Source organism: Dulcicalothrix desertica PCC 7102 (assembly GCF_003991905.1).
Taxonomy (GTDB): domain Bacteria; phylum Cyanobacteriota; class Cyanobacteriia; order Cyanobacteriales; family Nostocaceae; genus Dulcicalothrix; species Dulcicalothrix desertica.
Map to the genome: position 1 here is coordinate 1 of NZ_RSCL01000046.1, position 23,249 is coordinate 23,249.

Genomic DNA, 23,249 nt, shown 5'->3' on the forward strand with positions numbered 1-23,249 from the left:
GGTACCGTTCGACTTGCATGTGTTAAGCATACCGCCAGCGTTCATCCTGAGCCAGGATCAAACTCTCCGTTTTGGATTTAATGCCTTAGAAAGTAATCAATTACTTATTACTAGGCACTTGTTTGTTTAGCTCTTTTGTGAAAATTCTTTGAAGAATCCCCATCTTGTTTTGCCGAAGCAAAACTCATTTAATGCATTGCTTTGACGAGGATTGACTTGTTACTTGGCTTTCAAACTATTATTTTTTCTCGGTTCGGTTGTTTGCGGTTTCTTTCTCGCCGCCGACTTATATAAGATAACGAGTCCACCAGAGAATGTCAAGCTTTTTTGGAAAAATTTTAAAAAATTTTTTAGGCGCCTACTCAAACAGCCACAAACCCCATCAAATATATTGTTCAATGAATTAATGGTGTGTGGTGCCACTGGATTATTGTTTCTGGTTGAGATTGTTGGTGGCGCCACGCACCCTACAATCTACCGGTGAAGATTCTTTCGGCAGGTCCTGTCATGTAAACTCGTTGGTCGATGTTTGACCATTCTATTTCTAATTCTCCTCCAGGAAGTTCGACGGTGGCTATACGGTCACATTTTCCTGTTAGTACGCCTGCTACTAATGATGCACAGGCGCCTGTTCCGCAAGCTAGTGTTATTCCGGCACCACGTTCCCAAACGCGCATTTTTACGTAGTCTCGACGCACTATTTGGATAAATTCGGTGTTGGTACGCTGTGGAAAAGCTGGATGATGTTCAAATCTGGAACCAATTTCTTCAAGGTTTATTGCTGCAACATCTTCAACGAAGGTAATACAGTGCGGGTTGCCCATGCTAACACAGGTAACTTCCCAAGTTTTACCATTGACTTCAATTGGATGTTCGACAACTTTTTGGTCGGGAGGACATAGCGTAGTAGGAATTTCTCTAGCAAGTAAGCGAGGTTCTCCCATATCTACTTTAACTTGCCCGTCAGGCATTAGTTGAGGAGTAATTGTGCCTGCTAGCGTATGAATAAGATATTTGTCGCTTTGGCGTGATGTGCCTTCTAAATCAGCTAGAAATGCTGCCATACAACGAATACCATTACCACACATTTCTGGCTCTGAACCATCGGAGTTAAATATCCGCATTGTGTAGTCAGTACCGTTTTGACCTGGCATGGCAAAAATTACACCGTCGGCACCAATTCCAAAATGACGGTCGCAGAATTTAATTGCTTGGGATGGAGTGATTGCGGGAGTTAAGGTTGAGCGATTATCAACCAAGATAAAGTCGTTACCTAAACCGTGATACTTAGTAAATTCTATTGCCATTTACCCTCTAGATGAATTATCAAGGATGAAAGTTTATTATTTTATCTTTACTCAAAATGCTTACAGAATTCGATACCTCTTTACCAAGTGTTCGTCAAGTCCAAAACTTGATTAAAGAAACCTCGCAAGTTGAAGTAAAGCTTTCAACAGGTGATGTTATCAGTGGCAAAATATTATGGCAAGATTTACAGTGCATGTTAGTTCAAGATAGCAGCGGTCAGAAAGTGACTATTTGGAAGCAGGCTATTGCTTACATAAAGCCTTTAGGTTAAAGGTAAAAGACCGAATATATTCGGTCTTGACATTTTTTTCTATTCTCGCAGGTTATCTAATGGTAAGTATTCTTTCAGCTTTTCAATTTCGCTTGCTTTTACAACGGTGATAGCTATGGGTATTGTTACATTCGACGGCGCCAGTAATTGCTCAAGTTGCTGTAGCGCTGTTAAATTGCCACATAGTAATAGCTGGTCACGCGATTGTAACTCTGTGTGTACGTCGGGAATACGGATAAATCTACCATCCCGACGCATTGCTTGCACTTGCACCCCAAAAATTGTTTGAAATTCTATTTTTTCAAGTGTTTTCCCAATTAATTTGCATTCGCTACTGACAAATATCCACTGACACGCACTACTTTGATTGGGAATTGTTGCTTGTCCTCTGGCAAATTCGTCTAATGCTGCAAATTCGCTATCTTGACCAACTAGTAATAATTTATCGCCTTCCTCTAATTTTGTTTTACCGTCAGGATAATCGATTTCTTTACCGTTTGCACGTTCGATAGCCATTAAACTAACTCCCGTTAGGTAACGCATATCCGCTTGTTCGAGCGTCATTCCTATTAAAGGTGAACCAGAAGGAAGAGGATACCAGCGACGATTTAAGTCTTGTGTTGCTTCCCTTACACCACGTCTTGACTGTGACTCAGTTTCCTCTGGACGCAAATCTAAATAATGACGATCGCGAATTTCTTTCATTTCGCGCTGAATAACTATTGGTGATAATCCCACATCAGTTAATAAATGTGTCGCCATTTGTAAACTAGCTTCAAATTCAGGCTGTACTACCTCACGGGCGCCTAATTGATAAAATACCTCAATGTTTTTGTTATTATTCGCACGCAAAACTATATCAAGTTCTGGCGATAATTCTAATGCCCGCTTTAAAGATAACCTACTACTCATTGGGTCAGGAAGCGCAACTGCCATTCCTCTGGCTGCATTTACTCCTGCTGTTTCTAATACATGTAGACTAGCACAATTGCCGTACACATACGGTAATTTTGCTTCACGTAACTGCTGAATTCGGCTTTCTGACTGGTCTATTACGACTAATGGCAAATCGTGCATCTGTAACAATTTAACCAGGTTTTTACCGACACGCCCATAACCACAAACAACTATATGCCCTTTGTAGGGTAAATCTTCCGAAACTTCAATTGGACCAACTTCACCACTAATATATGGTTTCAACCAAGGTATTGACTCTATCCAGTCAAACACAATCGGTATTAACCGCAATAAAAATGGTGTAATAATCAGCGTAACTGCTGTTGTGCCTAAAATCAGTGAATAAATGCGACGCGATACCAAACCTAAAGCTTGACCTTTACTGGCAAGTACAAACGAAAATTCCCCTATTTGCGCTAACCCAACACCTGCTATAATTGCCGTCTTCAATGGATAGCGGAATAATTTAACGATTGGTGTGACTATGAAAAACTTGCCTACCAATACCAAAGCAACCAACCCCAATATTAATTCCAGGTTGTTCCATAGAAATAGGGGGTCGATTAACATCCCAATAGAAACAAAAAACAAGCTTGCAAAAATATCCCGCAAGGGTTCCACGTATGTTAACGTTTGGTCAGCATATTCAACTTCCGATATCATCAACCCTGCAACAAAGGCGCCCATTTCAATCGAAAGTCCCAAATATTCGGTTAATAAGGCAATTCCTAAACACAACGCCACCACACCCAATAAAAATAATTCCTTGCTCTCAGTACGCGCAAGTAACCTTAATAATGATGGTATTACGAACTTTCCCACAGCAACGGCACCTGCTGTAAACAACCCAATTTTAACGAGCGCCATTAATATCGCTACCCCTATTAATTCGGGTGGTTTATCGAGAGCAGGTAACACGGCTAACATTAAACCTAGCGCTAAATCTTGTACAACCAATATACCCAACAGAACTTGTCCGTGAGGCGTTTCTGTCTCATTACGCTCCATTAAGCATTTGAGAACAACCGCTGTTGAAGACAAAGAAAGTATAGAGCCTAAAAACACTCCCTTCGCTGGCAAGGTTCCCCAAAAACCTGAAAATCCACACACCAAAACCGTAACTGCTATTGTTAAAATTATCTGGGCGGCACCTCCCCCAAGTGCGATACCTTGAACCTTCTTAAGTTCTGCCAGCGAAAACTCTACTCCCAACGCAAATAACAAAAACGCCACACCGAACTGTGCCAATGTTTCGACTTGAATTAATTCTTTTATTAGCCCCAGTCCAGTGGGACCTACGACCATCCCGCCAATAAGGTACCCCAGCAATACAGGTTGTCGCAACAGTGCAGCAAATAAACCACCACACGCAGCAACGGCGAGAACTGAAACTAAATCAATTATTAATCTGAAATCTTCTTGCACAGTTTTTAACGAATTATTAAGACTATTAGTCTCAGCATACAAACTTTTATATCTCTATGGGACAGCCGAAGCTAAAATTTATACTATTTATGTTAATAAACGCGCAGGAAAGCAAGGTTAAATGAGCTTTTGTACTATGAAGAGTATTAATTTACAGTTACAAAAGTAGCTATATCACATAAAGCTTTCCAAGTTTGGTTTCCGATAACACCATCAATGGTTAAACGGCGGGTACGCTGTACATTTTTAATGGCAGTTTCTGTACCTGCACCAAAGTCACCATCAACAGCGCCACCATATAATCCATTATCCTTCAGGACTTCTTGTACCATTGCTACTAGTTCATGTTTGGTGTCGCGACGCAGTACTGGTTTATTTACAGGTGCTTTGGCATATAATGACTTCCAAAGCATTTCGTCAGCAATGCCTGTTTGCTTGAGGAAAAATTGGTACTGTGCTGTCTCTACTGCATGTTCGGTTTCAGAGCCAAAAATACCATTAACTGGGAAACGGTCTGGTCCAGGAAGTCTTGGCATTAACAACCGCTGTAACTCTTCTACTTTGGCGCCTTCTGAACCGAGTTGTAGTATAGGATATGAGTTAATTTGTGCTGGCATAGTATTTTTACCTCTGTGGACTACTAATTACTACACCACTGTTTTTTGAGTCCTTTCCGGAAGTTTACGTGATATTACACTTATTGTTTTACTCCATTGGGAATATGACGCAATGTGCCGCGCTTTTGGTTTCTTTAATTATTGAAGTTCTAATCGTTTTGTTTTTACTACGTCAATTTTCTAGTTTAAGGTTTTATTAGTTGATTATATTGGCATGTAGTGCCACAATGTTGACTGAGGTTGTTTTGTATTGGATAGTTTTAAAGTTACATTGGAGAAATGGTTTGTTTATTTCTTTAGTTGCTAATACTTATCTCTGTGGGAATAAATCTTATTAAACTAATCTTTAAGTATATGATACATTAAACATTCAACCATACGGTCAGTTTCCATTGGAAAAATTTCCTTTCCGTGGAGTATTTCTTGAGTCATCATGAAATGCACCATTGAGCCAATCATCATTCGTACTGTCGCTTCGGCATCGGGTATATTTAATTCTGGGTGTTTATTTAGGTATTCACAAATAATTTTAAGTGGCGGTGTCATAATATCGTGAATCCAAGCTTTGGCCAATTCAGGAAAACGTCCAGATTCTCCTATTAATATCCGAACGAAGGCTTGATGCTCTTTATCGCTTATCATTCGATGTAGTGCGGTTGTAATTAAATGTCGTAATACCACTTCAGGTTCTCCTTCAAGTGGGAGCTTATCGAATAAATCTTCAAATTTTTTGTGAGCGGATTGTTGAATTAAAGCTTTAAATAATCTTTCTTTATCGTGAAAATGGCTATATACTGTTGCTTTAGACACCCCCGCACGCGCCGCAACTCTATCCATACTTGTCCCTGCATACCCATGTGCAAGAAACTCTTGCATGGCGCCAGTTAAGATTTTTTCTATTTTTTCTACAGTCGTCTCGCGCTCAATTTCTCTCGTTTTTATACGTGCCATTACTAATACGTTCCGTTTTATATATTAATCAACACATCATCACTTCAAAAATTAGCTATACATTTACCCACTATTAATTATTGAATTTTGTTAGTGTATTTTTAGTTTTGACTATAACTATCAAAAAATTAGATTTTGTAACAAAAACAGCGATTGATTAAAATTGTGTTCAGATGTAAGCACAACACAAGACTCATTAGTAAATCTTATACTTAACATGGTTAAATAGTAATTAAACGACCGAGTTCTAAGTAAGAATATGTGTTTAAATTAACAATTGTTATTTACATTTAACACGAAATAATTACAGCTACCGGAAAAATACAACAGAAAAACTACCGTTTTATTCGTTAGCATGAACTATTTTTATATACCAAAGTAAAGCTACGAAATATAAGAACTTCTGATTTATTCATCTGAACTAGTCGGTTTAGTTTAGTTATATTATAAAACTAAACGGTTTAGTATATACAACCACAGGGCGGTTCTATGGTGCAAAACCACAAGCTCGAATCACCTCAACCCAGGCGCCCATTAGTCAAGTTGATTATTGGCGGCTTAATTGCTGGGGGTATTGGAATTTTTATAACTAATCGGGTTCGGGAAGCGTCGGCTCCAAAACCTGTTGCAGTGGCGGCTCCCCAGGTAACTACGGTTACAGCGTTAGGAAGGCTTGAACCTCAAGGTGAGGTTATAAAGTTAACGGCGCCAACATCCAATCAAGGTACCAGGGTTGAGCAATTATTAGTCAAAGAGGGAGATGTCGTTCGAGCAGGACAGGCAATAGCGGTGATGGAAAACCGCGACCGTCTATTAGCGTCGATGCGAGAGGCAGAAAAAAAAGTTGCCGTCGCCAGGGCACAATTAGGACAGGTAAGAGCAGGCGCCAAACAAGGAGAATTAACGGCGCGAGGTGCAGAAATTAATCGCTTACAAGCGGAATTAACAGGAGATATTAAAACACAACAAGCAACAATCGCCCGACTTGAAGCCCAATTAAAAGGAGACTCAGCAACACAACAAGCCACAATAGACCGTTTAGAAGCAGAATTAACTGGACAAAGACAAGCTCTAAAGGCAACAGTCGCACGCATAACAGCAGAAAGACGTAATGCTACTGCTGATGTGCAACGCTATGAAAGTTTATATAAAGAGGGTGTTATATCTAGTCAAGAGGTAGATAGACGTAGGTTAAATGCTGAAACGTCAACTCAACAGTTATTAGAAAGCCAAGCAACATTAAGTCGTACAATTGCAACATTAGAACAACAAATAAAAGAAGCAGTAGCAAATCGCGATAAAACTATAGCCACACAGCAACAACAAATTAACGAAGCGAAAGCTACTCGCGACAAAACTATAGCCAGTACACAACAACAAATTAATGAAGCCAGGGGAACTTTAGCACAAACTGCGGAAGTACGTCCAACCGATGTTACTGCTGCTCAAGCTGAAATTGAAAGTGCAGTGGCAACCGTTGAACGTATTCGTGCTGAACTTGCTTTGGCTTATATTCGGGCGCCTAAAAACGGCAGAATTTTAAAGATAAATACCCGCGCGGGTGAAACCGTAGGAAACGAGGGAGTAGTGGACTTTGGCGAAACGAATCAAATGTACGCAGTTGCTGAAGTTTATCAAAGTGACATTAATAAAATACGCAAAGGACAAAAAGTTCAAGTTACTAGCGACTCGTTACCCCAAAAGTTAGAAGGAACTGTTGACAGGGTAGGATATCAAGTTCAACGTCAAAACATAGTTAACGCTGACCCATCCAGCAATATTGACTCTCGCATTATTGAAGTACATGTCAAACTCGATGATATGTCAAGCTTACAAGCAGCAAGATTTACAAATTTGCAAGTGCAAACAGTAATTCAATTGTAATAAAAATTTTTAATGATTTAAAATCTAACATGTTTCAAGAATTACAGCGTCGCACTCCACTGGGTTGGTTACAGCTAACTCACGAAAAAGGTAGGTTTCTTGTAGCATTAGCAGGTATTGCTTTTGCCGATGTACTAATGTTTATGCAGCTTGGGTTTCAGTCGGCGTTGTTTGATAGTAATACTCGGTTACACCGTAGTATGCAAGCTGATATTTTTTTGATTAGTCCCCAAGCACGTAATTTGGCTAATATGTCCTCGTTTACTCGCAGGCGCCTTTTTCAAGCAATGGATATACCTGGAGTAAAATCAGCAGACCCGATGTATGTTAATTTTCTAGATTGGAAAAATCCTCAGACGGGCAAAAAAGCTACGGTACTTGTGGCAGGTTTTCAGCCAAATAAGTCAGCTTTTGATTTACCCGAAGTTATAAGCCAACTTAGCAAAATTAAGTTACCTGACACTGTTTTATTTGACCGTGCAGGACGTGGTGACTATGCTGAAATGATATCAACAGTTGACACTGGTAAATCTGTTAGTGCAGAAATTGATAGACGTACAGTTAAAGTTAGTGGACTGTTCAAAGTTGGCGCCTCATTTATTGCCGATACAACTTTGATGACCAGCGACCAAAATTTCTTGAGATTATTTCCTCGCCGTGATGCGGGTAGTGTAAGTTTAGGGTTATTACAGTTACAGCCAAATACAGACCCAGTATTAATTGCCAATCAATTACGTTCTTACTTAGGTAATGATGTTCGAGTTTTAACAAAAGAAGAGTTTATTACGTTTGAAAGAGAATATTGGCAAACAAATACTGCCATAGGTTTCATATTTAGCCTTGGGGTGGGAATGGGATTTTTGGTCGGTGTGATTATTGTTTATCAAGTGCTTTCCACTGACGTGAATGCTCATATGAAAGAGTATGCGACTTTTAAAGCAATGGGATATCGAAATTCGTATTTATTAAGTGTGGTATTTGAAGAAGCTATAATTTTAGCTATACTAGGGTTTTTACCAGGTGTAACTGTATCATTTGGGCTATATGCAATGACTCGTAATGCAACAAACTTACCAGTCATAATGACTGTCTCACGTGCAATTCAGGTGCAAATTATGACAATTATTATGTGTATGATTTCTGGCGCCATTGCTACACGTAAAGTTCAATCTGCTGACCCAGCCGATATGTTTTAAAGAAGGTAAAGGGGAAATATGGAAAATTTGATGGAAATGGAATCTGTTATCTCGGTTCAAAATCTTGACCATTTTTTTGGGTCGGGTCAACTCCGTAAGCAGGTCTTATATGACATTAACCTAGAAATTAGACGGGGCGATATTATTATTATGACTGGTCCTTCTGGTTCGGGCAAAACTACACTACTAACTTTAGTTGGTGGCTTACGTTCGGCACAGTCGGGTAGTTTACGTGTTCTAGGAAACGAATTAGTTGGCGCCAGTGCAGGAAAACTTACACAAGCACGTCGTAAGCACGGTTATATTTTTCAGGCACATAATTTACATGGAAGTTTAACGGCATTACAAAACGTGCGGATGGGTTTAGAGGTTCATAAAGGTATTTCACCCAGAGAAATGAATCAACGTGCTGCTTTGATGTTAGAGCAAGTTGGTTTAGGACACCGTGCCAATTATTTTCCAGATGATTTATCGGGAGGACAAAAACAACGAGTAGCTATTGCGAGGGCACTTGTGGGTCATCCAAAAATTGTTCTAGCAGATGAACCAACTGCTGCACTTGATAGTAAATCTGGTCGGGATGTTGTTAATTTAATGCAAACCCTTGCCAAAGAACAAGGGTGTACGATTTTGCTCGTAACCCACGATAACCGCATTTTAGATATTGCCGACCGAATTGTTCACATGGAAGATGGAAAACTGGCGCGAAACGAGGAATTAGCACCACTCAGCTAAAATATGGTTGTATTTGAAGTCTAATTTGAATAAAGACGTATATTCGTAAATATTCGTAAAAATTAAAACTTTTAAAAACCTTGCTTTTGTACAGGATTTATACATAATATTATGGACGGTTTAAATTACTAACTAATTTGACCGTGTACAAACATCTGCTTTTTGTGGGAAACACTGTACCCGATGATTCAGTCTTTAGTACCGCAAAGGCAATATTGTGTTGTGTAAATCTATGACTACGACAAACCGTATTAGTAACTTAAGTAATCAGTTTAATGCTTCTATAGCTGGATTCAAAAAAGTGTTCTCTGTTGCCAGCATGACGTTGGCAGTAGCAATGCCAATAGTTTTGTCTTCACCTGTCAAAGCCTTACAAGTACAAATGACTCCACAGTCTCCGCGATTAGGGGATACGATTTCGGTAATTGTGAGCTTGGATAATCCAGCCAATGGTGGCAATGTAACTGTTAGTAGTGGTCAAGAGACTTATACGGCATATGAAATTGCTCCAAATAAATATCGAGCATTTATTCCTACTACCCCCTTGGAAAAGCCAGGTGGACGCACAGTAAAAGTCAGCGGTGGTGGAGAAACTAAAAATTTAACACTTTCTATCGGCACCCGTAAATTCCCAGTACAGCGGATTAATTTACCACCTGGTAAAGCTGGAGTTAAAGCAACCGAACTAGAACTTCGACGTGCGCGTGAATTCCGCGAAGTGCGTACTCCTGAAAAGTTTTGGAAAGGTACTTTTAAGCGACCTAACCAAGGACGGATGAGTACACAATACGGTGTTAGACGCTACTATAATGGAGTGTTTGCGAATGATTATTATCATCGCGGACTGGATTATGCAGGCGCCTCTGGTTCTGCGGTTGTAGCACCAGCAGCGGGACGTGTAGTATTAGTAGGAACTGTAGCACAAGGGTTTAAAGTTCATGGTAATGTGATTGGTGTTGACCACGGGCAAGGGGTAGCAAGTATTTTTATGCACCTTAGACAAATTTCAGTCAAAGAAGGGGATTTTGTACAGCCTGGTCAAAAAATAGGTACAGTTGGTTCCACAGGCGCCTCGACAGGTCCTCATTTACACTGGGGTTTATATGTTAATGGCAAAAGTGTTGACCCAATGCCTTGGCTACATGGCACTGCTGAAAAGTAAGTTATAAATGAAGTCACAAAGTAAATTATGAAGTAAAAATGTACACAGATGCATATTTGCTACATAATTTACGTGTAGACTGTTTACAATTGACTTTTAGTAAGCAATTATAGATTCGATTGATACCGTCCCTACCTAAACTTGGGTGGCTTAAAAAAAAGATGAGTAGTATGAGTATAGGAAAAATTGTAGAACAAGCTCTCCAAGATGGTTATTTGACACCTGCTATGGAAGCTGAAGTTGGGCGAATCTGCGACCATGCGTCAGAATTGTCAATTGAAGAGTACATGGCGTTAGACCGCTTAATGGGGTCACTATTAACAGGTGAGGTAGTGGCGGTACCTCGCAAACAGTTTATCAACGTCATGGAAGATTTGGTATTGACTGAAGCAGTTGCCCGCGTTGCCGAAATTGAAGCAACAAGTGAAGGGTCTTTAGATGTTGGTGACATTGCAGCTTACGCACTCAACCGTCTTCCACCGCTTTATGCTACTACCGAAGAAGGCGCCAGTTGGCAACGTGCGCGTGCTAAAACTGAACTGCAAGAATTAATTAGCCAACAAGTTAGTGAAGCAATAGCGCGTAACCTCGACAGACCCAACGATGATAAAACTGTGTTAACTCCTAAGAACACAGGTAATGAGGTATTGCGTCAAGTTAGCACCTTGCTTCAAGCTTATGCTCCTGCGTTTGAGCAAAAAGCGCAGTCTTAATGGCGAACTTCAACGACCGTTCCAATTTTCACTTGGTCGTAAAGCATTCGAACATCGGGGTTACGCATTCTGAGACAACCGTGAGAGACTGGGTTCCCTACTAGCGTCTCGTCTGGTGTTCCATGAAACCCTATTTCCCCATCTTTATTTGATAAAAAACCAATCCATCTATCTCCTAGAGGACTATCTTCACCTGGAGAAAACACTTTGCCAGTAATTGGATGGCGCCAAATAGGGTCATGTTGTTTATGCATGACTTTAAATATACCTGTGGGAGTTTCCCAACCTTTTTTACCAATACCTGTGGGATAACTAGCAATAACCTCGCCTTTTTGATACACATAAACTCTTCGATTACTTAAATCTACAACCAAGCGCAGCTCCGAGTTCAATGCTTGTTGAGATTTTTGCCCGGTCAATTTGACATCGGGAGATGTAGCTATTGCTGCATCTCCTGCTGTTGCTCTTATTTGACCTTGTTTGAGAAAGCTTGTAAATCTTTCTACCAGTGAAGGTTCACTTTTAACAGGTGGCGCCTCGAAACGAGTTGCCATTGGCATCATCGCACGATTTGAGCTAGAAATATGCCAGCGTACTGCAAGCGTTAGTAAAGCAGTACTAAAGCAAAGTAGCATGACTATGCGCGCTATAGATTCATTTTTGACCATCGAACAAGCTCACTTTCAAACTACATACACATTAAATATAATAAGCGACGCTTATTTATCAAGACTAACTATCTATATAGATTTGTCGTATCCGAATTTAGTGCCCAACATAAAAAATTTATAATATTTTTTTGATTTCCTTATAAATATGGTAATGGGAAAGGGCACACTAGAATTGTGAGGGTAGACCGTAAGTGCCGCGTTAACTGGTTCTGGATTATTTAAGTTTCAACAAGTTAAGACAAGTTAAAACATTTGCTAAAAACATAAGCTCCCTGGAACTTAGTTAGCGTAGCAGACAATCATACTTTGGTGTGGGTGGGAGAAAAATTATGTTTAAAAAATTATTGCTAGCGATTACAATTACATTTTCGCTGAATCTGTGTTTAGAGACTCGACAACAAGAGCGCACTAATACAGATACGAGTTTTCAGCAGAAAGCGCAAGTAGAGCAAACTAGTACAATTTTGGTATCTGTGCCACAAAACAAAAAGTAAGAAACCGGGCTTCTTGTAAAGATTTTACTAAAAAATTTAATTTTTCATATAGAAGCCCGGTTTCTCTTCGAGATGTAGAGTATATGTAGACCATCCTAATAAAAGGCGCCTTCCTGGAGGAATGACGTTACAACTGCTGCATCGAAGTAAGTATCATTTCTATATGCACTCAATAACACTTACATGTAAGAAACCTCTGACATATAAAGCTAGATAGCCAAAGAGTTATCTTTTACATTAAATGAAATTGGCACAATTTAGATACATCGGTGTTACAGTCTAAAATCCGTCACTACCCCCAGGAACAACTGAGTGATTAGGATGTCTAATAGATAGGGATGTTAAAAAGCCAGTACGATCTATGAGTCAATCGATTACTGTGTCCTGGTCGCAAATCGATACCAGGCTTCCGGAACAAAAGGAAGTGCAAGCTGACAAACTCTCAAACCACGATTTGATATTACGCTGTCAAGAAGGACTGCGGCCTGAACGTGCTGCCTTTGCGGAACTAATGCGTCGTTATCAATCTCAGGTAGAGAGAGTTTTATACCACCTAGCTCCTGACTGGGCAGATAGAGCTGATTTGGCTCAAGAAGTCTGGATAAGAGTATTTCGCAATATCAGCAAACTGCAAGAACCCGCTAAATTCCGGGGTTGGTTGAGCCGAATTGCCACGAACTTGTTTTATGACGAGTTAAGGAAGCGCAAACGGGTTGTTAGTCCACTGTCGCTTGATGCTCCCCGCTCGGTAGAAGACGGCGAAATGGATTGGGAAATTGCTGGTGATACACCAGGTCCGGAAGAAGAATTAACCACTCGTGAATTTTATGAGCAATTACGTGACGCAATCGCTGATCTGCCCGAAGTATTCCGGACTACAATAGTCCTTAGAGAAATCGAAGGCATGGCTTACGAAGAAATTGCTGAGATTACAGGTGTATCTTTAGGTACAGTAAAATCTCGCATTGCGCGCGCTCGTACAAGGCTGCAATCACAATTGCAAAGCTATCTTGATGCATAAGTAGTAATGGTTAACCATTATTAATTGAGAGCAAGATTGTATAATAAATTAAAAAAGTTAGAGATTAATCGAGTGCTTCTGCCGAAAGAAATAGCCAGAATTTCTCACCTTTGTCCGATTTATTTACCCGTGTTTGAATTGGTAATGGTGTTAATATGAATACTAATTCGCAATTTAATGACCGTTCTCACTCGCAGGAAAATCAAAACCTGTTAGAAGGGGATGTAAAGCATACCAATGATTTTACGGGTGCTATGGATATGGTGAAGCGTGACCGCTTCGAGTTATTAAGTGCATACCTCGATGGTGAGGTAACAGCAACAGAACGCAAGCAAGTGGAAGAGTGGTTAGTAAATGACCAGTCAGTCAAAACACTTTATACTCGACTGTTAAAATTACGGCAATCTTTGCGAACTCTACCAATCCCAGAGTCGCAACAGCCAGTTGAAGAAACAGTTGAGCAGGTTTTAGGTAAACTAAAGCGTCGGCGTCTAAAATTAGCAGGAATGTTTGGGGGAGCTGCAATTGCAGCTTGTGCTTTCGGCGCCTTATCAGGGATATTCTCTGGCGATTCAAGAGTTATTCAATTTGCATCGCAGCCCGCATCACAACCTATTGCCACCAAATCCAATGCTTCGCCTAAAACATTGATGGTTGCCCTTAACCAGCCAATATTTCCAATTCCTAAAACAGAAGTGGCGCCAAATCCAGTTGAAAGGCAGCGGCAAACACCCAACGCCGAAAATGGATTATATTAAAAGCTGATTAATTAATTAAAGCTGATAATTAAAGCCTATATTAGGAAAATTTACTGTTTGGAAGCACTCCATAAACCATCATCCTGTAAAGTTCCGCCCAATTGGTGAACAAGCTTTTCTTCCATAAGATAAGCCCAAACTTCGCCGATGCGTTGCGGGCGTCCAGGAGTGGTATTTGTGTGGTCTTGACTGAATATATTAATGTATCGACGATTATAGAGATTTTCTGAACTTTGTCGAGAGGGGTGATAGTCCTCAAGCTGATCAAGTTCAGCCAAAATATCTGAATCAGCAAAATAAAGCATATAACCCCAAACAGGACTATTCCCCAGCGTCATTGCCGGATACCCCTGTGGAAGAGTATAAAGCTTACCCATTGTAAAAGCGGGCAGGGAATCAATAACCCTGTCCGCACAATATTTTGTATAATTTTCTTCACCCGGTTTGAGAGTTCCATAAACAAATACCTTAATCACAATTAACCCTCAGTAATTTAATAGCAGCGTTACAAAAAGTACCAGTTGAATATCTGTCACAAACAATTAGTAGATTGTAGGTTGGGTTCCGGCTTTGTGTAACCCAAACAAAATAACAAATACGGTAAATATTTTTACAACACAGACACATAGTACGCAGAAAAAGAGAGATTGGCGCGTATTCTCTAGAATAATATTATGTAATTTCGCGGTTAACATAAATAATTATCTATGATATTTTTTGTAGAAGCGTGATAAATCCTAAAATTTTAATAGCTATATACCATCCTCATAAGATAGCAAAAAATGAAAATTGCCTTTGCCACAACAGATAAGGTTAATATAAACTCCGACTTTGGGAGTGCCGAAAAGTTTGATATCTACGAAATATCAAAATATGGGTATCATTTTTTAGATACTATTTGCGTAGAAAAGCAACCTGAAACAACCCAATATGGTTATAAAAATAAAGATAATATATTGAGGGTAAATAAAGGTGAGAGCGATACTGATATAGCAACTGTAATTGATGCACTTAATGACTGTACAATAGTTTATACCACTTCAATTGGCGCCGTACCCGCAGCGAAACTAATAAAAAACGGTATTACGCCAATGACACCAGAATTAGACCAAGAAAAAATTACTGGTATCCTTGATAGATTATTAATAGCAGTAAAAGGAAATCCGGCGCCTTGGTTGCGTAAAGTTTTACAACGAGAAAATGATCGTACTCAATAATAAGGCTATTAAAGTAAAATTTTGGCTCAACTAAATGTATTTTAAGCAAGAGTATAAATACTCAACTATAGCGCTTTATCTGGTTCTGCTGTGAATACGAATAAAATAGTATGTCACAATAACTAAGCAGAAACTAAGATTAATAAGATTAACGCATTAGGAGTATTAGCAGTGGAGTCTCGATACAACCCAGCAGACATTGAGGAAAAATGGCAAAACACATGGACTGAACTTGGCTTAGACAAGACAGTCACCGATAGCGACAAGCCAAAATTTTATGCGCTGTCTATGTTCCCGTATCCTTCGGGAAGCTTGCACATGGGTCATGTCCGCAATTACACCATAACTGACGCTATCGCGCGCCTCAAGAGAATGCAAGGGTATCGGGTACTACATCCGATGGGTTGGGATGCTTTTGGTTTACCTGCGGAAAATGCTGCTATTGACAGAGGTGTTCCTCCAGCAAAATGGACTTATCAAAATATTGAACAAATGCGGCAACAGTTAAAGCGTCTCGGTTATTCAATTGACTGGAACTGTGAAGTTGCTACCTGTTCGCCCGATTATTATAGATGGACACAGTGGATTTTCTTACAGTTTTTTGAAGCAGGTTTGGCTTATCAAAGAGAAGCTGCGGTAAATTGGGACCCCGTAGACCAAACTGTAATAGCAAACGAACAAGTTATTGATGGACGTTCGTGGCGTAGCGGCGCCATTGTTGAGCGAAAATTATTACGGCAGTGGTTTTTGAAGATTACTGATTATGCCGAGCAGTTATTGAACGACCTTGATAAGTTGCCAGGATGGCCCGAACGTGTGAAATTAATGCAGGCTAACTGGATAGGCAAATCTACAGGCGCCTATTTAGAGTTTCCCATAGTTGGCAGCGATGAAAAAATAGCTGTATATACGACACGTCCTGATACAATTTATGGTGTTAGCTATGTAGTGTTGGCGCCAGAACATCCATTAACAGAGAAAGTTACTACAAAAGAACAAAAAGCAGCAGTTGAAGCATTTGTACAAGAAGTTAGCAACCAAAGCGAGATGGAGCGTACTGCTGAAGATAAACCAAAACGCGGTATATCTACAGGTGGTAAAGCAATAAATCTATTTACAGGAGAAGAAATTCCTATTTGGATTGCTGATTATGTATTGTATGAGTACGGTACAGGCGCCGTAATGGGTGTACCTGCACATGATGTACGCGATTTTAAATTCGCTTCATATCAAAATTTGGCAATTAAAGTTGTAATTGTTGCTGATGGTGAAGCAGAAGCTGAATTAAAAGCTGCTTATACTGAAGCTGGGGTGTTGGTAAATTCACAGCAATTTGATGGCATGGCTTCGGGTGATGCGAAGAAAGCTATAGTTGAGTATGCAGAAAAACAAGGTTATGGTAAAGCGCGTATTCAATATCGTTTACGTGACTGGTTAATTTCGCGTCAGCGTTACTGGGGCGCCCCTATACCCATTATTCACTGTCCTAATTGCGGCGCCGTACCAGTTCCCGAAAAAGATTTGCCTGTACAATTACCTGACAATGTTGAATTAACAGGGCGGGGTGGTTCGCCATTGGCTTCTTTGGAAAGTTGGAAAAATGTACCTTGTCCAAGTTGTGGTACACCAGCACAACGAGAAACCGATACGATGGATACATTTATTGATTCATCATGGTACTTCTTACGGTTTACCGATGCCAAAAACGAGAACAAAATATTTGAACCCGGTAGAGTCAACGATTTTATGCCCGTTGACCAATATGTAGGTGGTATTGAACATGCGATTTTACACTTGTTATACTCGCGGTTCTTTACTAAAGTATTGCGCGATAGAGGTTTATTGAACTTTGACGAACCTTTCCAACGGTTGTTAACTCAAGGAATGGTACAAGGTTTAACTTATATGAACCCTAATAAATCAGATAAAGATAAATGGGTTCCTACAAGTTTAGTAAATGCCGAAGACCCTCGTGACCCCAAAACAGGCGAACCTTTACAGCTTGTTTACGCTACCATGTCCAAATCTAAAGGTAACGGTGTGGCGCCTGAAGATGTTATTGCCAAATATGGTATTGATACCGCGCGCATGTTTATATTGTTCAAGGCGCCACCAGAAAAAGATTTGGAATGGGATGAAGCGGATGTTGAAGGACAATTTCGTTTTTTAAATAGAGTATGGCGCCTAGTTACAGAGTTTATAGCTAGTGGTAACGTTAATTCAACAAGTACTAATGAATTAACGAAACCAGAGAAAGACTTACGTCGGGCAATTCATATTGCTATCAAAGAAATTACGGAAGATATCGAAGGAGGATATCAATTTAATACCGCAATTTCTGAGTTAATGAAATTAAGCAATGCCTTAGCTGATGTGGCTTGTAAAGATTCGCCTGTATATGCCGAAGGTATAAATACTTTAATAGTGTTACTGGCGCCGTTTGCACCACACATCGCCGATGAGTTATGGCACCAGTTAGGGAACTCTGAATCAGTACATATTCATGAATGGTTAAAATTTGACCCAGAAGCTTTAGTTGTAGATGAAATGACCTTAGTAATTCAAATCAACGGTAAAAAACGGGGTGACTTACAGGTGCCTGCAACTTTGGATAAAGCTGGGTTGGAACAATACGCACGCGACTCTGAGGTGGCACAACGTCATATTGAGGGTAAGGATATTAAAAAGGTAATTGTAGTACCTGGTAAATTAGTCAACTTCGTTGTTGGGTAAAGCTTACATCAATTTGTGAACCATTGGTTCACAAATTTCCCTCTTGTGGAACAGGCATCCTTGCCTGTGTGCATTATCTATTTTTTACCACAGAGACACAGAGAGCGCAGAGGAAGAGGTATAAACCGCAAAGGCGCAAAGGGCGCAAAGAAAGAGGAGTAGGGTGCGTGAAAGCTATTACAATCTAAAATGAAACGAAAAATTAAAATGCTTTCACGCACCACCCGCAATGTCTATGAATATTTATGATGTTGTAATAATTGGCGCCGGGCCAGTTGGGTTAGCAACAGCGCTCGGTTTACGGCAACGTGGAATAGAAAATATTTTAGTACTTGATCAAACTCGCGCGTTTCGGAAAGTTGGTCAAACAGTAGACCTTTTGGCAAATGGGTTGAAAGCTATTAGATATATTGACTCTAATGCTTACGAAGCAATCAAAAGAAATTTTCTTTCTTCACAAAACCCAACTTCTAAACCTTCACCTGTATGGGTTTACAAAGATTTACAAGGAAATAATGTATACTCAACTCCTCTTGGCTTTGATTACTGGTTTGAAAAATATGGCGAAGGTCGAGTTTCCCTGGCTTGGTATGATTTACAAACAACTTTAAGGCAATTACTACCTGAAGATATTGTAATAATCAACAATCGCTGTGTAAATATTCAAGAGGATAGTAACTGTGTACGAATAGATTGTGTATCTGATGCTAGTGTCAATATTAACCCGTATGCTTATTGGGAAGAAGATAATTTAGAGGCGCCTTCCCAACAGTTTGAAAGAAAATCTTACCAAGCTAAATTATTAGTTGCAGCAGACGGTATCAATTCTACAGTACGTAAAGTTATTTACAAAGATACTGAAAATTCAACTTTTGCACAACCTGAATATTCAGGATTTTCCGCTATATTTTGTCTTGAAAATACTGATATTCCAAATCAATTAGAGACAGAACTCGAAGTAAAATATTTCCGTGAAGGATTTGTTTTATCGATGGGTAACGATACAGTAGATTCGAGATTAATGTTCTTTCGCAGAGGCAAGGGTCAGGTAGGGTACATGTTACATGCGGCTGTACCTTTAGAAGTATTAAACAACACATCAGGAAGTTCACTAGTTGAAATTGCTTATCACAAATTAGAAAAAGCAGGTTTCCCATCAGAACTCAAACAACTAGTAAGATTATCTCCAGCTACCAAAATACAAAAGCGTCCTTACTATATTCACCATGCCACAGCCTCGAAATGGAGCAAAGGACGTACAGTATTAGTAGGAGACGCAGCGCATGGAATGCCACCTTTTATGGCACAAGGCGCCAACCAAGGTTTTGAAGATGCACTTGCTATTACCACTCAAATTACAAACATAGCTCAAAATAATCATTGGGATAATATGCCAGCAATAACTCAATGTTTCGAGATATATGAGAAATATAGGCGCCCGTTCATGGAATATATTCAACAGGCCACACTAACCCGCTTTCCTCAAACATCAGAGCAACTATCACAGGAATATAGCCAAAAAGTATATTGCCGTAATTTAGATTCCGCCATTGGAATAATGCTCTAATTGGCGCCTTGTGAAACAGCCATTGTGGAACAGGCATCCCCGCCTGTGCAGAATATTTTTTACCACAGAGGCGCAGAGAACACTGAGGTGGGAAGAATAAATTTCAACGCCAAATGTGAACCATTGGTTCACAAATTCAAGTTGACGCAAATCTTAATTTCAGAAGTTCTAATAAGCGTTGTAATTCCCCACAAGCTAGTTGAAGTGATTCCCGCGCCAATGCAGGCAGGTTTTGAGAACGGCATTGTTCTGCTAGATTTTCAACATCGGGTTTACAAGAGGCTTCAGCGTTAGGAAATTTGGAGTAGGGATCTTCCTCGTTTACAGTTTCCCCCTGTAACCAGTATATCCAAGTTTCGATATTGCGCTTGGGGACAAATATTGCTATCGCCTCATCGGGTTGGCGGCTTTCTTGAAAGTCAAGAGCAAGGGCACGAGCTAGCCAGTCAAGTCTTTCCTGCGGTATGCTTGTATCTGCGTCAATTATCATAACTAACCCAATCGATACGCGGTTTCGATTTTGGCGATACGCTTTCACTTCTGCTGGATACTGAGTACGGACATACTGCTCTCCTGATTGGCTACTTGGAAGGCAAATTTTTGCTCTAAATAAACCATTAAAACCACGTTTTTTGAGAAAGTATCGAGCAAAAACCTCCTGTTGTGTAGGAAAATATCGGTACATTTTAGACACCAACATTTTTTACGTTTTCGGTTCACCTCTGTCTTCACAAAGAATGACAATTTGAACCCTACGCTGACTCATTCAACCATCCCCGCGCGATTAATTCCGAAACGGGCAGTGCAGAATTAGTTGATATTCCGCTACCAATATGCTTAACTCGAACAGAAGTATTACTTTGACGCTCAAACCAATAACCTACGGGTGATGCTAAAAGGTAGATAATTTTCCATTTGGCTAGCCAGATGCCTTTCTTGCTGGTGGCTTTCATCTTGCATTAAACTTGGAATAACTCGCACAATAATAAATCGTGCAATTCGCTCCTTAAACCAAGTTATTTTAGTGTTATCAGCTTTTGACAGCAACGAAGGTAGAACTGACTGCGACCAAATGAAAGAGTATTGTGATTCTTTGGTATAATTATCTTTGAATATTTCAACATTGCCTAACTCAAATTTTAATAAAAGTTGATTATCAAACCATAAATGCTCGTAATCAACGCGACATTTATCTTGATTTTCGTGATTAATGCCTAATTCATATCTATAAACACCATCATGATTTAAAATTTCAAGTTCAAAGCGTTGAATTTTCGAGATTTGCCAGCGAGTACAATCTTTTGATTTAAAGATTGCCTCAATTTTACTGTCACCACTTATAAACAACTGAATTTTTTGCAAGACTTCAAATACAGTTGATTTTCCGGTGCCATTTGAACCCAAAAATAAATTAATTGAGTCAACTTGAAGTTCAAAGTTGACAAGACAACGAAAATTATCAATATATAGCTCGAAATATTAAAGTCCCTTTAATGTGTGTTAAAAACTAAGCTCTTGTAAAAATACCATTTAGAACGATTTGCTCTGGTGACATATCGTGAGACATTAAATAAGATACTTCCATCCAAGTAATTGCACCCACTACACCATCACCAGCTAGATGACGGTCTTTTTGAAATTCGATAATAGCATCTCTAGTATTAGTGCCAAATATACCATCAACTTTAGTAATATTATAATCACCTTGCCCAATTTCAACGGCGCCTTTTAGTAAGCCTTGAAGATTTCTAACATCCTGTCCAGTTGAACCTTGTCTTAATACTGGTCGTCTCGATACCCATACTTGACGCTCGATAGCTGCTTCAGTTTCATATCCAACAATACCATCAACCTTCACTGCATTTTGTTGTTGAAACTTCATTACAAAATCTTTAGTTCTGGCGCCAAACACGCCATCAATAGCACCAGCATAATATTTTAAAATAGTTAAGTCTTGTTGTAAATCGCGAACAGCGGCGCCAGTTGAACCGAGTTGTAAAGTAGCAAATGTAGTAGGCATAATTATAATTGTTTAATTTTTTGTGTGTGGTTGCTTACATCGATGACTACAGTTACAATTTCGGTCGTTACGGAAATCAGCAAAAATTTTTTAGCGAAGGGATTTTATTTCTAAATGACAAAATGGATGTATAGTTTACATCCCTTTGAGCAAGTGCAATATAAAGATAATTAAAAACTTAACTTTGAAAATGGCGCTATTTTATTAGCCAGTGTACCGTGTTTTATTAAAATGACTTCTCATAAATACACCTGGAGTTTTAGCGGTAACGGAAAAATTCAAAGATTTTTTTAACTTCAAAAGAAGGCTTGAGTGGGTGGTAGATGCACTTACTGAGTTTATATTGCTAAAAAGCTAATATTTTTAAGCTTTTTTCTTGTTCTTGAGTATGAAACCTAAACCAAATATTCCAAGTGCTGCTGCAGTTGCAGGTTCGGGGACTGTTACTGCGTCTCTAGTGTCGGTTAGTGGCTGAATATTTGCGATTTGAGTTGGGGTTTCGGTTTGAGTTGTGGTTCCGGGTTGAGTTGGGGTTTCGGTTTGAGTTGTGGTTCCGGGTTGAGTTGTGGTTCCGGGTTGAGTTGTGGTTCCGGGTTGAGTTGTAGTTCCGGGTTGAGTTGTAGTTCCGGGTTGAGTTGTAGTTCCGGGTTGAGTTGTAGTTCCGGGTTGAGTTGTGGTTCCAGGTTGAGTTGTGGTTCCAGGTTGAGTTGGGGTTCCAGGTTGAGTTGGGGTTCCAGGTTGAGTTGGAGTTTGAGCTAGTTGTAATACTTGGGTGTACTGATAGGTATTTTGAGTATCAGTAGCACCAATAGGAAGTTGGTTCTTGTTTAATGAAGAATTGAGAATAACTAATTCGCCCTCTCCTGGTCCCATATCAGACTTATTGTTCCCAGCTTTGATTGTATAAGCAACAAGTTGAGTGCCTGGATATTTTTGTAAAAGACTTGTTGGATTGAAGGTTTTTGTGCCAGAGACACTATCAATTTTAACTTTGGTGATGGTACCCGAAGGATTTGTAACGTAAAGGACAATGTTTGATATATCTTTTCCGTTAGGTGAATTAATTGTTAATGCTTGTGCTAGCGAAACTCCCATCATTGAAACAAGAGTTGCAAACCCAATCACAGTTCCAAGTGCGTAGCGGATAGTTGTTGACATCAATTTATTTTTCATTTTTAAAATTGTCCGTGATTATCTTGACGTTTTTTGTTTTACAACCATTATGCTAACAAGGACTATAATCAAGCGCAAAGATTAAAAATACCTATTTTTTTTTATAGTGTTTAATCTAAACTATATGAAGTTAGTTAATTAATTTATTAAAAAATTAAACTTTTTATGTAAAATCAACGTTTAGAAAATGATTATCAAAAACTATTTCAATATATTTACTGTTGTTTACAGGTTGTCTACGCTTAAATTAGAGATTGGAACTATTTTTACTGAGATTTTACGGATATAATTATCAAACCCCAGCAGATTGTTCGACTTAATCAATAGCCTTGTGTGTGATAATCGCGGGAACTTTTGCAAAACGGATAATTGTGAA

At 39.4% G+C, this 23,249-nt stretch carries 23 protein-coding genes and 1 rRNA gene; 13 read left to right on the forward strand and 11 right to left on the reverse strand.

Annotated features, from left to right (window positions below):
• Positions 1-73, reverse strand: a 16S ribosomal RNA gene (locus DSM106972_RS47030); the annotation flags it as partial.
• A 150-nt stretch (positions 74-223) separates the two neighbouring features.
• On the opposite strand from DSM106972_RS47030, the gene DSM106972_RS47035 reads away from it, so the two are divergent.
• The gene (locus DSM106972_RS47035) at positions 224-484 is read left to right on the forward strand and encodes a hypothetical protein (protein WP_127087164.1); all 261 of its coding nucleotides are present in this window, start codon (positions 224-226) and stop codon (positions 482-484) included.
• Here DSM106972_RS47035 and dapF read toward each other — a convergent pair.
• The gene (gene dapF / locus DSM106972_RS47040) at positions 468-1,307 is read right to left on the reverse strand and encodes a diaminopimelate epimerase (protein WP_127087165.1); all 840 of its coding nucleotides are present in this window, start codon (positions 1,305-1,307) and stop codon (positions 468-470) included. The two genes, DSM106972_RS47035 and dapF, sit on opposite strands and share 17 nt — an antisense overlap.
• Positions 1,308-1,363: 56 nt before the next feature.
• On the opposite strand from dapF, the gene DSM106972_RS47045 reads away from it, so the two are divergent.
• On the forward strand, positions 1,364-1,579 hold the full coding sequence (locus tag DSM106972_RS47045; protein ID WP_019495824.1) for an Hfq-related RNA-binding protein: 216 nt from the start codon (positions 1,364-1,366) through the stop codon (positions 1,577-1,579).
• A 39-nt stretch (positions 1,580-1,618) separates the two neighbouring features.
• Here the strand turns inward: DSM106972_RS47045 and DSM106972_RS47050 are convergent, their stop codons facing one another.
• The 3 genes from DSM106972_RS47050 to DSM106972_RS47065 form a co-directional block, all read right to left on the reverse strand.
• Positions 1,619-3,961, reverse strand: a complete 2,343-nt coding sequence (locus DSM106972_RS47050) for a monovalent cation:proton antiporter family protein (RefSeq protein WP_127087166.1) — start codon at positions 3,959-3,961, stop codon at positions 1,619-1,621.
• Positions 3,962-4,107: 146 nt separating this feature from the next.
• Positions 4,108-4,578: a peptidoglycan-binding domain-containing protein gene (locus DSM106972_RS47055; RefSeq protein ID WP_127087167.1), complete on the reverse strand. Its 471-nt coding sequence runs from the start codon at positions 4,576-4,578 to the stop codon at positions 4,108-4,110.
• 339 nt (positions 4,579-4,917) lie between these two features.
• Positions 4,918-5,529 (reverse strand): TetR/AcrR family transcriptional regulator, encoded by a 612-nt coding sequence (locus tag DSM106972_RS47065; protein WP_127087168.1) that lies wholly within the window; start codon positions 5,527-5,529, stop codon positions 4,918-4,920.
• A gap of 489 nt (positions 5,530-6,018) precedes the next feature.
• On the opposite strand from DSM106972_RS47065, the gene DSM106972_RS47070 reads away from it, so the two are divergent.
• The 5 genes from DSM106972_RS47070 to DSM106972_RS47090 all read left to right on the forward strand — a co-directional run bounded on the left by DSM106972_RS47070 (position 6,019) and on the right by DSM106972_RS47090 (position 11,219).
• Entirely contained in the window at positions 6,019-7,413 is a 1,395-nt protein-coding gene (locus DSM106972_RS47070; RefSeq protein ID WP_127087169.1) for an HlyD family efflux transporter periplasmic adaptor subunit, read from the forward strand.
• 29 nt (positions 7,414-7,442) lie between these two features.
• Positions 7,443-8,609, forward strand: a complete 1,167-nt coding sequence (devC, locus tag DSM106972_RS47075; protein ID WP_127087170.1) for an ABC transporter permease DevC — start codon at positions 7,443-7,445, stop codon at positions 8,607-8,609.
• Between the two features lie 36 nt (positions 8,610-8,645).
• Positions 8,646-9,344: a DevA family ABC transporter ATP-binding protein gene (locus DSM106972_RS47080; protein WP_127087197.1), complete on the forward strand. Its 699-nt coding sequence runs from the start codon at positions 8,646-8,648 to the stop codon at positions 9,342-9,344.
• Between the two features lie 232 nt (positions 9,345-9,576).
• A complete protein-coding gene (locus tag DSM106972_RS47085; RefSeq protein WP_127087171.1) occupies positions 9,577-10,506 on the forward strand; it encodes a M23 family metallopeptidase in 930 nt (309 codons plus the stop codon).
• Between the two features lie 170 nt (positions 10,507-10,676).
• A complete protein-coding gene (locus DSM106972_RS47090; RefSeq protein ID WP_019495833.1) occupies positions 10,677-11,219 on the forward strand; it encodes a late competence development ComFB family protein in 543 nt (180 codons plus the stop codon).
• Here DSM106972_RS47090 and DSM106972_RS47095 read toward each other — a convergent pair.
• Entirely contained in the window at positions 11,216-11,887 is a 672-nt protein-coding gene (locus DSM106972_RS47095; RefSeq protein WP_127087172.1) for a L,D-transpeptidase, read from the reverse strand. The two genes, DSM106972_RS47090 and DSM106972_RS47095, sit on opposite strands and share 4 nt — an antisense overlap.
• A 332-nt stretch (positions 11,888-12,219) precedes the next feature.
• Here DSM106972_RS47095 and DSM106972_RS52365 point away from each other — a divergent pair, with 332 nt between their 5' ends.
• The 3 genes from DSM106972_RS52365 (at position 12,220) to DSM106972_RS47105 (ending at position 14,163) form a co-directional block, all read left to right on the forward strand.
• On the forward strand, positions 12,220-12,384 hold the full coding sequence (locus DSM106972_RS52365; protein ID WP_170213651.1) for a QAALIT motif small membrane protein: 165 nt from the start codon (positions 12,220-12,222) through the stop codon (positions 12,382-12,384).
• A 361-nt stretch (positions 12,385-12,745) separates the two neighbouring features.
• Positions 12,746-13,405 carry an RNA polymerase sigma factor SigG gene (gene sigG, locus DSM106972_RS47100; protein WP_019495836.1) on the forward strand — a complete coding sequence of 220 codons (660 nt, stop codon included), beginning with the start codon at positions 12,746-12,748 and terminating at the stop codon, positions 13,403-13,405.
• Positions 13,406-13,560: 155 nt separating this feature from the next.
• Positions 13,561-14,163, forward strand: coding sequence for an anti-sigma factor family protein (locus tag DSM106972_RS47105; protein WP_127087173.1), 603 nt, complete (start codon positions 13,561-13,563; stop codon positions 14,161-14,163).
• 50 nt (positions 14,164-14,213) lie between these two features.
• On the opposite strand, the gene DSM106972_RS47110 is transcribed toward DSM106972_RS47105, so the two are convergent.
• Entirely contained in the window at positions 14,214-14,639 is a 426-nt protein-coding gene (locus tag DSM106972_RS47110) for a gamma-glutamylcyclotransferase family protein (protein WP_233787320.1), read from the reverse strand.
• Between the two features lie 306 nt (positions 14,640-14,945).
• On the opposite strand from DSM106972_RS47110, the gene DSM106972_RS47115 reads away from it, so the two are divergent.
• From DSM106972_RS47115 to DSM106972_RS47125, 3 genes are all read left to right on the forward strand, one after another.
• The gene (locus tag DSM106972_RS47115) at positions 14,946-15,380 is read left to right on the forward strand and encodes a NifB/NifX family molybdenum-iron cluster-binding protein (protein ID WP_127087175.1); all 435 of its coding nucleotides are present in this window, start codon (positions 14,946-14,948) and stop codon (positions 15,378-15,380) included.
• 171 nt (positions 15,381-15,551) lie between these two features.
• Positions 15,552-18,113 (forward strand): leucine--tRNA ligase, encoded by a 2,562-nt coding sequence (gene leuS / locus DSM106972_RS47120; protein ID WP_127087176.1) that lies wholly within the window; start codon positions 15,552-15,554, stop codon positions 18,111-18,113.
• Between the two features lie 229 nt (positions 18,114-18,342).
• A complete protein-coding gene (locus DSM106972_RS47125) occupies positions 18,343-19,680 on the forward strand; it encodes an FAD-dependent oxidoreductase (RefSeq protein WP_233787973.1) in 1,338 nt (445 codons plus the stop codon).
• Positions 19,681-19,816: 136 nt separating this feature from the next.
• Here the strand turns inward: DSM106972_RS47125 and DSM106972_RS47130 are convergent, their stop codons facing one another.
• The 4 genes from DSM106972_RS47130 to DSM106972_RS47145 all read right to left on the reverse strand — a co-directional run bounded on the left by DSM106972_RS47130 (position 19,817) and on the right by DSM106972_RS47145 (position 22,873).
• Positions 19,817-20,365: a hypothetical protein gene (locus tag DSM106972_RS47130; RefSeq protein ID WP_233787974.1), complete on the reverse strand. Its 549-nt coding sequence runs from the start codon at positions 20,363-20,365 to the stop codon at positions 19,817-19,819.
• Positions 20,366-20,547: 182 nt separating this feature from the next.
• Positions 20,548-21,144 (reverse strand): AAA family ATPase, encoded by a 597-nt coding sequence (locus tag DSM106972_RS47135; protein WP_325052284.1) that lies wholly within the window; start codon positions 21,142-21,144, stop codon positions 20,548-20,550.
• 43 nt (positions 21,145-21,187) lie between these two features.
• Positions 21,188-21,700 carry a peptidoglycan-binding domain-containing protein gene (locus DSM106972_RS47140; protein WP_127087178.1) on the reverse strand — a complete coding sequence of 171 codons (513 nt, stop codon included), beginning with the start codon at positions 21,698-21,700 and terminating at the stop codon, positions 21,188-21,190.
• Positions 21,701-22,063: 363 nt separating this feature from the next.
• On the reverse strand, positions 22,064-22,873 hold the full coding sequence (locus tag DSM106972_RS47145) for a PEP-CTERM sorting domain-containing protein (RefSeq protein WP_127087179.1): 810 nt from the start codon (positions 22,871-22,873) through the stop codon (positions 22,064-22,066).
• Positions 22,874-23,249: the final 376 nt, after the last annotated feature.

What these genes read in the sequence shown, in the direction of transcription:
- DSM106972_RS47045 (WP_019495824.1), top strand. Translation starts at nt 1,364, where the DNA reads ATGCTTACAGAATTCGATACCTCTTTACCAAGTGTTCGTCAAGTCCAA.
- DSM106972_RS47090 (WP_019495833.1), top strand. Translation starts at nt 10,677, where the DNA reads ATGAGTATAGGAAAAATTGTAGAACAAGCTCTCCAAGATGGTTATTTG.
- DSM106972_RS47130 (WP_233787974.1), bottom strand. Translation starts at nt 20,365, where the DNA reads ATGTACCGATATTTTCCTACACAACAGGAGGTTTTTGCTCGATACTTT.
- DSM106972_RS47140 (WP_127087178.1), bottom strand. Translation starts at nt 21,700, where the DNA reads ATGCCTACTACATTTGCTACTTTACAACTCGGTTCAACTGGCGCCGCT.
- DSM106972_RS47105 (WP_127087173.1), top strand. Translation starts at nt 13,561, where the DNA reads ATGAATACTAATTCGCAATTTAATGACCGTTCTCACTCGCAGGAAAAT.
- DSM106972_RS47055 (WP_127087167.1), bottom strand. Translation starts at nt 4,578, where the DNA reads ATGCCAGCACAAATTAACTCATATCCTATACTACAACTCGGTTCAGAA.
- sigG (WP_019495836.1), top strand. Translation starts at nt 12,746, where the DNA reads ATGAGTCAATCGATTACTGTGTCCTGGTCGCAAATCGATACCAGGCTT.
- devC (WP_127087170.1), top strand. Translation starts at nt 7,443, where the DNA reads ATGTTTCAAGAATTACAGCGTCGCACTCCACTGGGTTGGTTACAGCTA.
- DSM106972_RS47125 (WP_233787973.1), top strand. Translation starts at nt 18,343, where the DNA reads ATGTCTATGAATATTTATGATGTTGTAATAATTGGCGCCGGGCCAGTT.
- DSM106972_RS47145 (WP_127087179.1), bottom strand. Translation starts at nt 22,873, where the DNA reads ATGAAAAATAAATTGATGTCAACAACTATCCGCTACGCACTTGGAACT.
- DSM106972_RS47085 (WP_127087171.1), top strand. Translation starts at nt 9,577, where the DNA reads ATGACTACGACAAACCGTATTAGTAACTTAAGTAATCAGTTTAATGCT.
- DSM106972_RS47065 (WP_127087168.1), bottom strand. Translation starts at nt 5,529, where the DNA reads ATGGCACGTATAAAAACGAGAGAAATTGAGCGCGAGACGACTGTAGAA.
- DSM106972_RS47115 (WP_127087175.1), top strand. Translation starts at nt 14,946, where the DNA reads ATGAAAATTGCCTTTGCCACAACAGATAAGGTTAATATAAACTCCGAC.
- DSM106972_RS47080 (WP_127087197.1), top strand. Translation starts at nt 8,646, where the DNA reads ATGGAATCTGTTATCTCGGTTCAAAATCTTGACCATTTTTTTGGGTCG.
- dapF (WP_127087165.1), bottom strand. Translation starts at nt 1,307, where the DNA reads ATGGCAATAGAATTTACTAAGTATCACGGTTTAGGTAACGACTTTATC.
- DSM106972_RS47070 (WP_127087169.1), top strand. Translation starts at nt 6,019, where the DNA reads ATGGTGCAAAACCACAAGCTCGAATCACCTCAACCCAGGCGCCCATTA.
- DSM106972_RS52365 (WP_170213651.1), top strand. Translation starts at nt 12,220, where the DNA reads ATGTTTAAAAAATTATTGCTAGCGATTACAATTACATTTTCGCTGAAT.
- DSM106972_RS47095 (WP_127087172.1), bottom strand. Translation starts at nt 11,887, where the DNA reads ATGGTCAAAAATGAATCTATAGCGCGCATAGTCATGCTACTTTGCTTT.